The organism is Chromobacterium sp. LK1 (assembly GCF_001043555.1).
In the GTDB taxonomy this organism is placed as follows: domain Bacteria; phylum Pseudomonadota; class Gammaproteobacteria; order Burkholderiales; family Chromobacteriaceae; genus Chromobacterium; species Chromobacterium aquaticum.
Genome location: NZ_LDUI01000026.1, coordinates 21615 through 35980, shown reverse-complemented (window position 1 = coordinate 35980; position 14366 = coordinate 21615). Strand labels below are relative to the sequence as shown.

The window sequence follows — 14366 nt, the reverse complement described above, 5'->3', positions numbered from 1 at the left end:
GGTGAGCAGGCGCTGGTCTTGATTGAAGGCGGAGGCGAAGCTGGCGAGCAGGGTGCTGAGGTCCATGGCGGTTTCCAAACGCAAAAGTAAAAGCACCCCCATGCAGGGGGTGTCCGAGAGATGCTTTCGGCTCAGAGAACTTGTTTATGGTCTGCTGCGCGTCGGTGATGTATCGCCGACGCGCAGCAGACTTTGAACAGTTTCTTAAAGATAGATAGTGGCGGGATTCTATGGCCTGTGCGGGCGGGCAACAAGACGCAGAAGGCCATGAACAGGGGTTTGGCGGGTTGCACCTGTCCTAATTGCCAGCTTATGGCTGGTATAAGCGGCTGTTCAAAGTCTCGCGAGCCAGGGCGAGAGCAGGCCTTGCGGCTGAGAGAAGCCGGGCGCGCAGGCGGTGGCTGTGCATTCTGAGCTTGTGCTCTCCCTGTCACGCTTCCTCGATGCGCGGCCGAGCGTGAGCGGGGGCTTGGAGGCGGCGGTGCCGCAACAGGCCGGCGCCACGGACTCGGAACCTGTCCACAGTCTGCGGTGCTTCGTGCAGCGTTGCACGGTGAGCACGGGCTCAAAATGCGGATGTAGCAGGTGTGCATTCCGCTTTTGCGCCTGTTTCCGCCTTGCCCCGCTCTTGCTCGCGAGACTTTGAACAGGCTCTCAGGAGGTGACGTCTTCCAGGCGGCTTGCGGTGAGCCGCAGGCGTTGCTGCAAAGGCTCCAGCAAGGCCCACAGCGTTTTGCCGCGCAGCTGGGCGTTTTCGGTATGGCGCAGCATCAGCAGTAGCGCGTCCAGGCCGTCGCAGCATTGGCGCAATTCGTCGGCGATGCTGTCGTAGTGTTCACAGCAGCGGGACAGGTAAAGCAGGTCCAGGTCGATGACGGCCAGCGCGGCGTGGTCGGCGCGCAGCGCGTGCAAGTGTTTGACCGCCTTGATCAGGCGGCTGGGCGGTGTTGCCGGCCGGGCGGTTTCCGGCGGCGGCGGGGGCTTGGCGAATCGGGCGAGGAAGTTGCGTAGCGGCATGGTGGGCTCCTGGGTAATAGTCCATCACGGGAGGGCGTGGGGGGACCCCGGCTTTCCGGCCGGATTCGCGCTTTCAGGGGGGCCGGCTTAGAATGCCGAGTCGTACCCAAGCTTGGCTTTGTCTTGGCGCAAGAGCGGCTTGAGGCGTGGCCGCTGGATGCCTGCCGGCTGAGTGCGGTGGTGGCTGTGCCTGGGTGGCGTCAGTCTGTTCGACTCGGCGGCTAGGCTCATATGACCACGAATGCGGTTATTTGCAAATACGTTCGTGGTTGTTTAGATGGATGGGTTAAATATATTCAATCAATTCAATTGCTTGCAATATTGGCGGCTGTGGTTTTTCTGCCGATCTGTCTTGCCCGTTGCTGATTTTTAAGGGGGTGGGTATTGGAATCTCTCGGAAAACGATTGCGGTTGATCCGCGAAGAGGTGCTGAAGGAGGCTCGCAACGTCACCGCGCAGAAACTGGGCATCTCGCTGGTGTCGCTGCAAAACTACGAAGGCGGTGCGCGCCAGCCGTCCGCCGTGCTGGTGGCCAAGTTTTCGCGTTTGACCGGCGTGCGGGCGGATTGGCTGTTGTTCGGCGAGGGCGAGGCCTTGCCGGGCGAGGCCGGTCGGCGGACCGGCGAGCCGCCGGTGTCGTATGCGCCGGACGCGCATGTGGAGGTGCCGTGTTACGGCGCCGGCGCGGCGGTGCCGCTGGCGCAGGGCTGGCTGGCGTCCCGGCTCAAGCTGCCGGCCGGCCAGTTGGCGGCGGTTGCGGTGGCGGGCGACGCGATGGCCGGGGTGTTGAACGACGGCGATCTGGTGTTGATCAACCGGGCGGAGACGCAGCCGGGCAGCGGTTTGTACGCGCTGGAGCTGGATGGCGAGGTGGTGGTGCGCCGCGCGCAGCGGCTGCCGGGCGGCAAGCTGGGGCTGTCCAGCGCCAATGAGGCTTATCCGCCGTTCGAGGTGGACCTGGCCGCGCCGCCGGGGGATTTCTCGGTGTTGGGGCGAGTGGTGTGGCTGGGGCGGCAGGTGTAGCGCTCACCCCATCATCTTTTGCCACCACCAGCGCCAGCGTGCCATCGGCTTGCCGTCCGCGTTCAGCGGCCGGCCGTCGTCGGCGAAGCGTTCCGGCGGCCCCAGCGGTTTGCCCTCGATGAAGTTCTGCCGTTCCGCCAGCGCGCCGTTGGGGTGGTAGCGTTGTTGCAGGCCGTGCTTGAAGCCCTTGCGGTAGACCGCTAGCTCCGCCGTTTGGCCGTTGGGAAACAGGGTGCGGGTTTCGCCGTGCGGCAGGCCGTGGCGGTAGTGGGCCTGGCGTTGCAGCGCGCCCTCCGGCGACCAATACTGCGCGGCGCCGTGCAACTGGCCGCGCTGGTAATGCAGCTGGGCGGAGGGCTGGCCGCCGGGGTGCAGCAGGGTGGCCGGGCCGTGCAACTGGCCGTCCTGGTAGTGGAAGCGCGCCAGCGGCGCGCCGGCCTGGTCGATGCGCGCCGGGCCTTGCAGCTTGCCGTCGGCCAGCTGGCCGACGAAGCGCTGCTGGTCTTGCTGGAGGTCTATCGGTTCCGCCATCGCATCAGTTCTGCTGGATCAGCCCGCCCTTGAGGGTGAGCATGCCGCCGCCGTCCACGGTCTGGCTGGCGCTGGCTTTGTTGGTCAGCGACACCCCGGCGTCGTTGGTCAGGGTGGTGCCGGCTTTATTGGTCAGCTCGGTGCCCGCCTGGTTGGTGAGCCCGGTGCCGGCCTTATTGGTCAGGCTGGTGCCGGCCTGGGCGGTGTAGGCGGCGTCGCTCTTGGCGCTGAAGGCGCCGCCGCTTTGCAGGGTGAGGGTGCCGCTGACCTTGATGGTGAGGTTGCCGTCCACGGTCAGCGTGTAGTTGCCGCTGACCTTGTGTTCGTGATTGCCGCCGGTGCTGTGGCTCTGGTCGCCCTCCACCTTGACCGTGCGCTTGCCCTTGACGTTGAGGGTTTCATTGCCGGTTTTCACTTCCACGGTGCGGTTGCCCTTGTCCACGCTGAGGCTGTCGTTGCCCTCGGTGACGCTGCGCTTGCGCTCGTTCTTCACCACCAGGGTTTCGTCGTGGCCCACGTCGGCGGCCGCGTCGTTGAGCACTTTCACCGTGTAGTCCTTCTGCGCCTGGAAGAACACTTCTTCCTTGTCCTTGCTGTCGTCGAAGCGCAATTCGTTGAAACCGCCGCCGCCTTTTGTCGAGTTGGTCTTGAGGCCGGATTGGGCCTGCTTGGCCGGCAGTTCGTAAGGCAGCGCGTTGTCGCCGTTGTAGACGCAGCCGCTGACCAGCGGCTTGTCCGGGTCGCCGTCGATAAAGCTGACAATCACCTCCTGGCCGATGCGCGGGATGAACTGCATGCCAAAGCCCTTGCCGCTCCATGGCTGCATCACCCGCAGCCAGCAGGAGCTGGATTCGTCGTCCTTGCCGTCGCGGTCCCAGGGGAATTGCACTTTGACGCGGCCGTATTTATCGGTCCAGATCTCCTCGCCGGCCTTGCCCACTACCTTGGCCACCTGTGGGTGCATCACCGGCTTGGGGGTGAGCCGCGGCGGGCGATAGGGCGTGGCCTTGGGAATGGCGGCGAAGCGGTTGCGGTAATGCTGCTGGCCGGCTTCGTGGCTGACGCGGGTTATTACCCAGGCGATATTGCAGGCCGGGTCCGGGTGGCCGCTCAGGGTGAAGCAGTGGCCGGGAATCAGCCAGCGGCAGTCGCTGTCGCCCACCAGTTCCACTTCCTCGGCGCGCAGGCCGTCGCTGCGCTGCTTGGCCAGCGCGTCGCCGTCCGCCTTCTTGGCGTAGCCGCCCGGGTATTGGTAGAGATTGGGCAGATCGGACTTGGCCAGCGCCTGCGCGTACAGCGAGGCGCTGGCGGTGGTGAATTCGTAATCGCCGGCGCGGTAGCCGCCGGCCACCGCCTGGCGGCTGATGCCGGCGCTGCGCACGCCTTCCAGCTCGCGCCCGCCCAGGTCCTGGCCCAGATAGGGGATTTTGGCGTTATTGGGGCAGTCCGGGAAATGGCTGTTGCCGTCCGCCAGCACCAGGGTGTGCTTGCCGTCGGCGTGGGTGAAGAACCAGAAGATGCCGGCGTCTTCCAGCAGCCGCATCACAAAATTGAGATCGCTCTCGCCAAACTGCACGCAGTACTCGCGCTTGGGGTAGGTGGCGTCCAGCTTCAGTTGGTAGTCGCTGAAGCCGTGGCCGGCGAATACCGCTTTTACGATGTCCGGCACGCTCTGGTTCTGGAAGATGCGGTTGTTGCCGGCCAGGCTCAGCCACCACAGCCAGGGCCGCAGCGTCACGCTGTAGCGGTCCGCGGTGGCGTCGCCCGGCAGCTGGCGTATCGCCGCGCACAGGCCGTCTAGCGGCCGGGTCTTGTCGTCGCGGCGCAGGCTCAGCGTCAGGTGGGAAGCCACCGCCTTGTCCAGCGTCAGCGCGCTGTCGCTGAAGCCGGCCAGGGTGAAGCTGCCCAGCGCGTTCAGCGCCTCGTCGCCGGACAGGCTGTCCGGGTACAACTCTTTCAGCGCGGGGGCGCTGAGCGAGAGCGGGGTGGTTTTATCGGAGGGGCGGGGCATGACGGTTCTCAAATATTGGGAAATAGAGCATGAGCGGCGCGGCGTGATTGACTCTGCTCCTGCCTGGGCGTCTCTGGCGGCAAGACGGCCAATAGGGCGGCTTGCCGCTGGCCAGGCCGGCTTGAGGCGGTGAATGGGGTGCGGTGTTTCATGTGCACTTTCCCTCTGCCCCCGGCTCGGAGGCTGGCGCGCATCGATGCTTGCGATTGCCGCGTCATACGATATAGGTGGTTTTTAATTTGGACTCGGGAATGACGTACAGGTCTTCGTGCCCCCATATCGAGTCCGGCGCGTCCAACCCGTCGTACATCCTGACCCATTGCGATAATAAAGGGTAAATGTCGTCGTCTTTCTTCATCTCGCACACTAGCAGGTTGGGATCGTAAAACTGGACTCTGCCCGTCCAGGGAAAGTAGACGCCCAGCGCATGGCCGCTGCCTTTGGAACTGGCGATGATATAGAGCTTGTATTTGCCTGACCATGGGGTTTTGTCTTTGATGTTTTCCGCGGAGTTTTGCCCGCGCATATTGACGGTTTTCTCCGCTATCGACGCCAGTATTCTGGTGTTGCCGTTATTCAGCTGTTCAAAATGCAATTGGGTGGCCTGTTGCTGAGGGCTTAATAGCGATTCGCTAAGGCCGGTGCCGCTTTTCAAGTTGCCGCTCAAGGCGCGAAACCAGGTCAGCACCTGACCGGTGCAGCTGCTGTTGGCATTGCCGGGAAACTTGCCGTCGCCTTCTATCGATGTGACATTCACCAAGCTCTTCAGCAATTCAAATCTCAACCTTAGACTCATCGCTATGCTCCTCAAAGGTGGGCTTAGTATTGCTTTGTCGAATAATCAGTCAGGCTGATGGCGGGGCATGGGATCTCGCGGCAGCGGCGCTCAGCTGAGGACGTCGAAGACGATGGGGCGATGGTCCGGGCCGCTCATGTCGAACGCGTCCGCCCAGCTGCTGATGTCGAAAGGCGCGACTTTGACGTCGACCGAGGCCAGCACCCAATCCAGGATGCCGCCTTTGGCGTGGGTGGCCTGTCCTTGCCAGCATTCATAGGCCACGCCGGGGGTGTCCAGTTCCTCTACTCGGGTGTAGTCCAGGTTCAGATCGCCGGTGGCCACCCAGTGTCCGTCCAGGCTGGTGCAGTCCCGCAGCTGGCTCTTGGTCAGCCCGCCCTGGCCGGATTTGAAGTGAGCCAGAAACAAGAGGCCGGTGTAGCCGTTGACGCCTTGGGCCACGACCGCGATCAAGTCCCGGTTCAGGCCTTTCAAGTGTCCCTGGCTGACAACTTCGAGATGTAGCCCTTTTCTGGTTATCACGATGTAGCCGTTGGAGTGGCCGCCGGCAAAGGCGTGGACATCATAGTTTTGATACACGCCGCGTAAATAATCGTAATAGTCGTCCAGCCTGGCGGAGTGCACTTCGCACAGAAACACCACGTCAACGTCCCAGCTGTCGTTGGAGCAGCATTGGTGGATGAAGGTCTCGACCTGCGCCTTTTTATCCAGCGGCGAGGATTCGCCGTTTTTTTCCAGATTGAAGCTGGCTACGCGCATCGTTGCTCCTTGACGGCTCTAAACGTCTGTTCACGATCTTTTCAGGTATTGCCCAATACATTGAATCCGCTATGCGGATGATGGTTTGCATTGCCGGGGCTGCCCGGCGGGCAGGAAGGGGAATTTGCTCGGCCAAATTCCCCTTCACCCCAAAGGCCGCCCTGCAAGCCTGGCCTACGGCTTCCCGTCGGGCCCCGTCAGGCCCGAGGCGCGGCTGAACTCGCCCCGCGCTAACGTCGCGGTGCTCGAACAAGCAGCCGCTTAAGACCTCGGGCCTGCCACCCGACGGCAGGCTTGAAGGGACCTGGGGAGCATCGAATACGCGGTTTCCAGTGCGGCTGGCAAGCCAAGTCGCTTTGATCTTGACCGCGTAGCAGATGGTAAACAGCTTCCAAATTAATGCTGCGGTGTTAGTGCTGCTTGTCTTGGCCCCCGCCATGCGCTCTGGAGTAGGTGCTGAAGGTGCACATGGATAAAGTGTCCCAGATGATTTTAATCAGGGAGGTACAGCAATTGTCATCTTTCTGGTAGTAAGACAGCGAGTCAAAGTCGATATCGAATAAGTCGAATTCGTCACGTTGACTTTTCCCGGCTTGGGAGATTTTATTGGGGGCGTAGCCCAGCAAGTCCGTGCTCAGCAGGCCTTGTTCGCTGAGTTGCGCCAGGGTGTTTTTCTGAATGTTAAAGGCCAGTTTGCTCACCGAGGTAGGCGAATGGCAGCAGCAGATGCAAGCGCATAAGGGCAGCGTGCAGCCGGTGGTCAGCGGCCTATCCCGCGCGTCGGTGATGCCGGCCTCAAGCACCGCCGCCACCACCTCCGCGCAGTTGCCTAGGTTTTTTCCATTATTTTCTTTCATGAATTGGATCATTCTGTCTTGATCCAAGCCCAGCGCCGTCGGCGTTTTTTTTAATAGCGGCTTATGCGAGAAGGCCTTTTCATCGCCATGGCTGCCGCCAATGTCAATTAAGACATCATCGCCGCGGCGCATGGTCATGGTGGGCGGCTTCATCTCCACTACCGAACCCATGCTCTGATGGGTTGGCGGCGGCTTGCCGATGGCGCTGGTTGGCGGGATGCCGATTTCCGGCGGCGTGCTTCTTAGAATGTGCGCCACTTCATTCTTGCTGGGGATGTAAATCACATGCCGGACCCGGATGTGAGCGGCTTTGGTGTTGGTCCAAAACTGGGTGATCTTATCCTTGGCGGTTCTGAGATACATTGTTTGATGGCCGGCGGAGTATTGAAACTGATAGACCTCATGGTTTTGAGTGGTAATGGAAATGAGGCTGTGGTCTTGGCAGTCCCCATTCTTGCAACTGCAAAACATGGTGCCCGAGCCACCACTGAGGGTCATTACGGTAATCATGTGGTCTCCCTGTGCTTGCTTTCAATGACTAGATACTCTGCCGGGTGTGGTTTAATTAGTTCCAATTTACTCAGCCAAAGCGTCACGCTGTGGCGGTCTGTGGTGGCGCCCAGCAGCTGGCGTATCGCCGCGCACAGCCCATTTATTGGATAAGCTCGGCTGAGCAGAACTCAAGTCGTGCATCTTTTGCTCTAATTAACATTTCATCATGAGTATCTGCATTAATAACGCCATATTTGTTTCCATCGTTAATGGTGCCTTTTATTTTAGGGTTTTCATGTTCTGATTTTGAGAATCTTTTGTTTCTTAATTTGCAGGCATAGCCATAAACTTTGCACTTTATAAAACCTTTTTCTCTTAAACTTTTCAATACAAGAACTGCGAATGCAGGGGTTTCATTATTGCCAGGTGTTCCACTTTCACACGTCCATAATTTAATTTTTCCTGGATATTCCTTGTTAAGGCCGTTTTGCTCTAGTTGTGTTACTAAGGCATCGGCTGTGAAAGCATGGCCCTCAATGCTTAAATAGGGACTCCCGGCTTTCCCGTGTCCAATTATGTAAACACTTTCATTTTCATCGTTTTGTAATTTTGACAGTTTATTTTCTTCTATTGGTTTTGTGGGTTTGCATTTGATTTGTTTGTTGTCGCATTCGTCTAAAGCAATGCTGGCGGCAAATTTTATGCGCGAAAAAGGGTGATTCGGTATTATTGGGATAAATATTTTCATTTTTTCATTTTTCATTTCCTTGCCTCTTGTTGGTTGTTTTTATGCTATTCCCTGTATGTGGGGTCTTTTGTGAATTCTCAGCTGGTAAAGATAAGGAAGAATTTCGAGATATAAGTCATGTGCCTGGATTGTTGCATAATAAAATGAGGTGACTGTTTTTTCTTTTTTATTGTTTAGGAGATTCAATTTCTTGAGAAATTAATTTATTTTTGAGTTAAGTTATATGACTTGTACTTGATTTGAATTGCGATGGGGTGTCCATCTTCAATAAAATCACCCGACCACCCACTCCGCCAACTTCCCCACCACCTCCGCCAATAACACATTATCAATATCCCGCGCCCCCGCGCCGCGACAGCGGTTCAGCACCGCCTGAATGAGCCCCGGATCAAAATCAAACATCTTGCCGGTAGCGCGTTGATAGCGCTGGCGCAGCACTTCCAGCTTGCTGCGCACGATGTCGGCCAGCACTGTGTCGTCCAGCGCACGGTAGGGCACCACCGTCATCCGCGCCAGCAGCGCCGGGCGGAAGGCGGCGTTGAGCTGCGGCCGCAGTTGGTCGATGAAGCCGGGGTGGCCGATGGCGGCGGGCGCGGCGGCCAGGATGGCTTCCGCCCCCACATTGCTGGTGGCCAGGATGATGGTGTTGTTGAAGTCCACCGTCAGGCCGGTGCCGTCTTCCATCTGGCCCTTGTCGAACACGTTGTAGAAGGCTTCCAGCACGTCCGGGTGGGCTTTCTCGATTTCGTCGAGCAGCACCACGCTATACGGCTTGCGCCGCACCGCTTCGGTCAGCACGCCGCCCTGGCCGTAGCCAACGTAGCCGGGCGGCGCGCCCTTGAGCTGGCTGACGCTATGGGCTTCCTGGTATTCCGCCAGGTTGACCACGATCAGATTGCGTTCGCCGCCATAGAGCGCGTCGGCCAGCGCGTAGGCGGTTTCGGTCTTGCCCACGCCGGTGGGGCCGAGCAGCAGGAAGACGCCCACCGGCTTGCCGGGGTCGGTCAGGCCGGCGCGGTAGGCCTGGATGCGTTGGGCGATCTTGCCCAGCGCGGCCGGCTGGCCGATCACGCGCTGGCCCATGCGCTGGGCCAGGGTGCGGATGGCGTAGGCTTCGTCGGCCAGCATCTTGCCCACCGGGATGCCGGTCCAGCCGGCGATGACGGCGGCCACCGCCTTGGAGTCCACGTGTTCCGGCACCAGCGGGTCGTCCTGGCGCAGCGCGTCCAGGCCGGCCTCCAGCCGCGCCAGTTGTTCCGCCAGCCGCAGCGCCGGGTCCGCGGCTTCGTCCTCGTCGGCGGTCGCTGGCCCGTCTTCGGCTTCTTCCAGCAGCAGCGGCGGTTCGCCGGCGGGCAGCTCGGGCTCGCTGGCCAGGAAGTCCAGCAGTTGCTGGCGGGTGCGCAGGATTTCGCGCACCGCGCGCAATTCGTCCTGCCAGCGCACGGTCAGTTCGCGCATCGCTTGCAGCTGGCGCGCGCTGTCTTGGCGCAGCGCGACGATGCGGGCGGCGTGGTCCAGGCCGGTGGCCTGTTCGTTCAGCAGCCGCTCCAGTTCCTCGTCCAGCATGGCCTGGCGGTGGCGCAGGTTTTCCAGCTGCGGCGGCTGGTCGTGCTGGGCCAGCGCCACGCGGGCGCAGGCGGTGTCCAGCACGCTGATGGCCTTGTCCGGCAGCTGGCGGCCGGAGATGTAGCGGTGGGACAGCTTGACCGCGTCGTGGATGGCGGCGTCCAGGATGCGCACGCCATGGTGTTGTTCCAGCCGGGCGGCGACGCCGCGCAGCATGGCCACGGCGCGGTCTTCGTCCGGCTCTTCCACTTGCACCGGCTGGAAGCGCCGCGCCAGCGCCGGGTCGCGTTCGAAGTATTTCTTGTATTCCTGCCAGGTGGTGGCGGCCACGGTGCGCAGTTCGCCGCGCGCCAGCGCCGGCTTGAGCAGGTTGGCGGCGTCGCTGTGGCCCTCGGCCGCGCCGGCACCCACCAGGGTGTGAGCTTCGTCGATGAACAGGATAATGGGCCGGGCGGCGGAGCGGATGTCGTCCATCACGCTTTGCAGCCTTTGTTCGAATTCGCCCTTGAGTCCGGCGCCGGCTTGCAGCAGGCCCAGGTCCAGCGCCAGCAGGCCGACGCCGGCCAGCGCCGGCGGCACTTCCTCGTGGGCGATGCGCAACGCCAGGCCTTCCGCCACCGCGGTTTTGCCCACGCCGGGCGCGCCCACCAGGATGGGGTTGTTCTGGCGGCGGCGCAGCAGGATGTCCAGGCATTGGCGGATTTCGCCGTCGCGGCCCACGATGGGGTCGATGCGGCCGGCGCGGGCGTCGGCCACCAGGTCGTGGGTGAAGCGCGCCAGCGCGCCGGCCGGTTCCGCCGCCGCGGCGGACGGGGCTTCGCGCGAGGCGGCGGCCCAGGCGTCCAGTTGTTCGCTCAGCGGCTGGCGCGGCGCGCGCAGCAGGCAGGGCGCGCCGATCAGCAGCAGATTGCGCAGCTCGTCGCGCTCCAGCAGGGTGAGCAGCAGCAGGCCGGAGCGGATGCTGGCCTGCTGGCGCAGCGTGGCCAGCAGCAGCGCTTCCTTGAGCCAGGCCACGGTGTGGCTGGAGAAGGCCGGGGCGCGGGTTTCGCCGCGCTTGAACTGGTCCAGGCTGCGGCGCAGCTCCGCGCTCAGTTGGTCCGGGCTCAGGCCCAGCTTGGGCAGCAGCAGCGGCAGGTCGCCGTTGGGCAGCTCCAGCAGCTCCAGCAGCACGTGTTCGATTTCCACGTAGTAGTGGCTTTGCTGCAGGCAGCGCTGGGCGGCCAGCTCCAGCGCCTTGCGGCAGCTGGGGTTGAGGCGGGCCACCAGTTCGGACAGTTCGGCGCTCATGCCGCGTCCTCGCCGGCCGGGGGCGGCCGTTGCAGCCGGGTGTCCAGCTGTCGCGCTCCGCCGGGGCCGCCCAGCCAGCTGTCCCAGCTCAGCCGCGGCGCGGCGCGGGCTTGCAGCTTGAGCGCGGCGGCTGGCGCTTGCCACAGCAGGCTGAGCTGGATGTCCAGGTCCGGGCCGAAGTAGAACGCCGCCAGCGCGGCCAGCGCGCGGTGGCGTTCGCCGCCGGGCAGGAAGGCGCGGTAGCCGGCCGGGTCCAGCGGGCCCACGGTCAGGCGGATGCCGGCGTGTTCGTCCCAGGCGCGGCGGCCGGCCAGCGCGCCCTGGCCCAGCGCGGCGTTGAGGCCCTTGGGGCCGATGCTGGTGCGGCTGGCCGGCGGGATCTCGCGCCAGCCGCCGGCGTAGGGGCTGGCCTGCACCGGCGCGGCCAGGTGGCGGCTGGCCAAGGCGGCGAAGCCGGCCAGCGAGCGGCGGCGGTCCGCCAGCAGCGCGGCGCGGGCCAGCAGCGCGGCGTCCGGCACCGCCTGGCGTTGTTGCAGGCCGGCGGGCAGCAGGCCGCACAGGCTGAGCAGCAGCGGCCGCGCCGGGCTGAGCCGCGGCGCGGCGAAGCTGGGCGCCAGCCGGTATTTGCGCTGGGCGCGGTAGAGCAGGGCCAGCAGCCGGTGCTGGAACAGTTGCAGGAATTCCGCCGGCGCGTGGTCTTTGTCCTGGCGGCGTTGTTGCAGCCATTCCTGGTAGGCGTAGGGCAGCGGGCCGTCCGGGCCGCCCAGGCCGAAGGATTCGACATCGAGCGCCGGCTGGCCGTCGCGCGCGTCGCCGCCCAGCGCGCCCGGTTCCAGCGCGCTCAGTTCGCTGGCGGCGAAGGCGGGCAGCAGCGGGCCGCGCAGCCGCAGCGCCTCGCGCGCCGGGTCCGCGCCCTGGCCCAGCGGCGCGGCTTGCGGCGTCAGCCGTTCCAGCAGCATCACCGCCTGGGCGAATTCGAAGCCCTGCGGCCGCGTCAGCAGCCGTTCGGCTACAGAACCAGGCTGGGGCCGGGCGGCGGCTGCCATGTCTGGATCTCCTGTTGCTGGTGGACGAGTCGGGTGCGCACGAAGCGGTTGGCGTGGGCGTAGAGGGCGAAGAAGTGGGCGAGCACGGCGGCGAACAGCACGCGGCTGCCGCCGGCGAAGCAGGCCGGATCCAGTTCCAGCGTCAGCAGCAGGCCGTTGCGCCAGCCGCGCCAGGCGTCGGCGCCGACGTGGTCGACGATGCGTTCGCTGCCGAGCGCGGTTATGCCTTCGATCTGGCGGCGCGCGGCCGGCTGTTCGCCCAGATTGTGCAGCGCCAGCATTTCGCGCAGCGCGGCCAGCGCCTGCGGGCCTTCGCTCAGCGACAGGTGGTTGAGGCTGAGCTGGGACACCAGTTTCCAGCGCGAGGCGCCGTCCAGCGCGGCTTCGGTTTGCGGCCGCGGCGGGCGCAGCAGCCGCGCCTGGCCCACCGGGCCGGGCAGTTCGAACATCAGCGGCGCGCCGGCCGGCAGTTGCTCGGCCAGGTGGCGGTTGGTGCACAGCAGCTCGGCGGTGAGGCTGAGTTCGCTGGCGGCCAGCGGGTCGAAATCGGCGTCCACCAGGGTGAGCAGCATGTCGCTGCCGGGGCGCAGGCGGTTGAGGCCGCGCACGCGGCGCGCGTGCCAGTAGCGGCCGTCGCCGCCCTCGCCGTGGCTGCAGGCGAAGTAGGGGGCGATGCGGCGCGCGCCGTCCGGGCCGGCGGCGCGCAGCTGGCGGATGGAGTGGATTTCCACGCTGTGGTCGCGGTGGGCGTCGGCCACCAGCAGGTATTCGCTGCGGCTGCCGTCCGGGCGCAGCGGTTCCGAGGTGTGCGGAAACAGATTGATCACCGGCGCGCAGCCCAGCGCGATGTCGCCGTGCTGGATGCCCAGGCGGCCGGCCGGCGCGCGTTCGAAGGCGATGACGATTTCCAGCTGCCGCTCCGCCTGGCGCGGCAGGCTGAGCGGCAGGTCGAAGAAGGCGAATTTTTCCGGGCAGGCGAAGTATTCCGCCAGCAGCGCGTGCGCCGGATGCACGCCGTCCTCGGCCGGCAGCAGCGCTTCGTCGGCGCCGAAGCCGCAGGCGCGCGGCAGCGCGCCGGGGCGGATGGAGGGCGCCAGGCCGGGGCGCTCCGGCAGCCGGCAGCTGATTTGCAGGCTGTGGGCGGACAGCAGGTCGTAAAGCGCGGCGGCGTTGAGCGGCGAGCCGGCCAGGTGGATGCGCAGGCTGTTCAGCGGCAGCGCGCCCAGCGGCTCCGGCCCCAGCTTTTCCAGCCGCAGCACCAGGGCGGCGCGTGCCTGGGCCAGGCCGCTGGCGGCCTGGGCTTCGTCCTCGGTCAGCAGGCTGGCGGCGGCGAGCCGCAGCGGCCACAGGGTGACGGCGGCGCTGGTGCGGAAACGCAGGCTGTCGCCGGCGGTGGTGGCCACGAACAGCGGGGTGCCGCGCTCGATGCGGTAGCCGGCGTCCAGCTTGCCCTTGTCCGGGTCCGGCTCGAAGCGGGCGATGGCGCAGGAGGGCATGGGCCGCAGCGCGTGCGGGTAGAGCTGCTCCAGCAGCGCGTCGGTGAGTTCGGAGTAGTCGTCGTCCAGCCGGCGTTGCAGCCGCGCGCACAGCAAGGCGAAGCCTTCCAGCAGTCGCTCCACTTGCGGGTCCGGGCATTCGCCGTCGCTCAGTTGCAGGCGGTGCGCCACCTTGGGGTAGCGGTGGGCGAATTCGCCGCCGGCGTGGCGCAAGTAGGCGAGTTCGCGTTGGTAGTAGTCCAGCAGGCGCGGGTCCAGCGATTCCATCAGCCGGCGTCCTCGCAGGCGGTGAGCCGCGCGCCGGACGGGTCCAGCTCTGCGACGAAGGCGGCCGGCCAGCGGCTGCCGTCGGCGTGGAGTTCGCCGTCTATGCGCACACAGAGGAGCAGGCCGCGGCCCGGCACGGTGTCCACGCTGACGCGCGGCGCGGCCAGCCGGGGTTCGAAGCTGCGTATCGCCTGGCGGATCTCGCGCGCCAACTGCTGGCGGTCTTCGGCGCGCTCAGGGTGCAGCGCGCTCCAGTCCGCCACGCCGTAGTCGATGACGCTGAGTTCGGCCAGGTAGGGTTGGGCCGCGCGGCGGCTGGACAGCAGCCGCGCGAGTTCCGCCCGCACCGATTCCTGCAACTGGCGGCGGTCCACCCGCAGCAGCGGCTCGGCCTCCAGCCGCTGGCGCGGTTCGGCGTCGGCCAGCAGTTCGAACAGACCCGGGCGGAACTGGGCGGGCTGGCGCATGGT

The 14366-nt window shown here is 64.6% G+C and carries 12 protein-coding genes; 1 reads left to right on the top strand and 11 read right to left on the bottom strand.

The genetic code is table 11. The features are described 5' to 3' along the window. Positions 1–654: 654 nt before the first annotated feature. A complete protein-coding gene (locus VI26_RS11955) occupies positions 655–1017 on the bottom strand; it encodes a hypothetical protein (protein ID WP_048409980.1) in 363 nt (120 codons plus the stop codon). A gap of 405 nt (positions 1018–1422) precedes the next feature. On the opposite strand from VI26_RS11955, the gene VI26_RS11950 reads away from it, so the two are divergent. Continuing rightward, positions 1423–2040: an XRE family transcriptional regulator gene (locus tag VI26_RS11950; RefSeq protein ID WP_053074378.1), complete on the top strand. Its 618-nt coding sequence runs from the start codon at positions 1423–1425 to the stop codon at positions 2038–2040. Between the two features lie 3 nt (positions 2041–2043). Here VI26_RS11950 and VI26_RS11945 read toward each other — a convergent pair whose 3' ends face one another. The 10 genes from VI26_RS11945 to tssE all read right to left on the bottom strand — a co-directional run bounded on the left by VI26_RS11945 (position 2044) and on the right by tssE (position 14363). Beyond that, entirely contained in the window at positions 2044–2571 is a 528-nt protein-coding gene (locus VI26_RS11945; RefSeq protein WP_048409979.1) for a toxin-antitoxin system YwqK family antitoxin, read from the bottom strand. 4 nt (positions 2572–2575) lie between these two features. After that, the gene (locus VI26_RS11940) at positions 2576–4582 is read right to left on the bottom strand and encodes a type VI secretion system Vgr family protein (protein WP_048409978.1); all 2007 of its coding nucleotides are present in this window, start codon (positions 4580–4582) and stop codon (positions 2576–2578) included. Positions 4583–4796: 214 nt separating this feature from the next. Further along, a complete protein-coding gene (locus tag VI26_RS11935) occupies positions 4797–5378 on the bottom strand; it encodes a hypothetical protein (RefSeq protein ID WP_156183856.1) in 582 nt (193 codons plus the stop codon). A gap of 90 nt (positions 5379–5468) precedes the next feature. Then, the gene (locus tag VI26_RS11930; RefSeq protein ID WP_048409976.1) at positions 5469–6137 is read right to left on the bottom strand and encodes an endonuclease/exonuclease/phosphatase family protein; all 669 of its coding nucleotides are present in this window, start codon (positions 6135–6137) and stop codon (positions 5469–5471) included. Between the two features lie 410 nt (positions 6138–6547). After that, entirely contained in the window at positions 6548–7504 is a 957-nt protein-coding gene (locus VI26_RS11925; RefSeq protein ID WP_156183855.1) for a hypothetical protein, read from the bottom strand. Between the two features lie 142 nt (positions 7505–7646). Further along, complete coding sequence (locus VI26_RS24545; protein ID WP_156183854.1) at positions 7647–8249, bottom strand: hypothetical protein; 603 nt, start codon at positions 8247–8249, stop codon at positions 7647–7649. Between the two features lie 258 nt (positions 8250–8507). After that, positions 8508–11087: a type VI secretion system ATPase TssH gene (gene tssH, locus VI26_RS11920; RefSeq protein WP_048409974.1), complete on the bottom strand. Its 2580-nt coding sequence runs from the start codon at positions 11085–11087 to the stop codon at positions 8508–8510. Beyond that, entirely contained in the window at positions 11084–12133 is a 1050-nt protein-coding gene (gene tssG / locus VI26_RS11915; RefSeq protein ID WP_048409973.1) for a type VI secretion system baseplate subunit TssG, read from the bottom strand. Before tssG ends, tssH begins: the two co-directional genes overlap by 4 nt. Then, positions 12097–13896 carry a type VI secretion system baseplate subunit TssF gene (gene tssF / locus VI26_RS11910; RefSeq protein ID WP_197081448.1) on the bottom strand — a complete coding sequence of 600 codons (1800 nt, stop codon included), beginning with the start codon at positions 13894–13896 and terminating at the stop codon, positions 12097–12099. The genes tssG and tssF overlap by 37 nt, the downstream gene beginning before the upstream one ends. Continuing rightward, entirely contained in the window at positions 13896–14363 is a 468-nt protein-coding gene (tssE, locus tag VI26_RS11905) for a type VI secretion system baseplate subunit TssE (RefSeq protein WP_048409971.1), read from the bottom strand. The genes tssF and tssE overlap by 1 nt, the downstream gene beginning before the upstream one ends. Between the last annotated feature and the right edge of the window lie 3 nt (positions 14364–14366).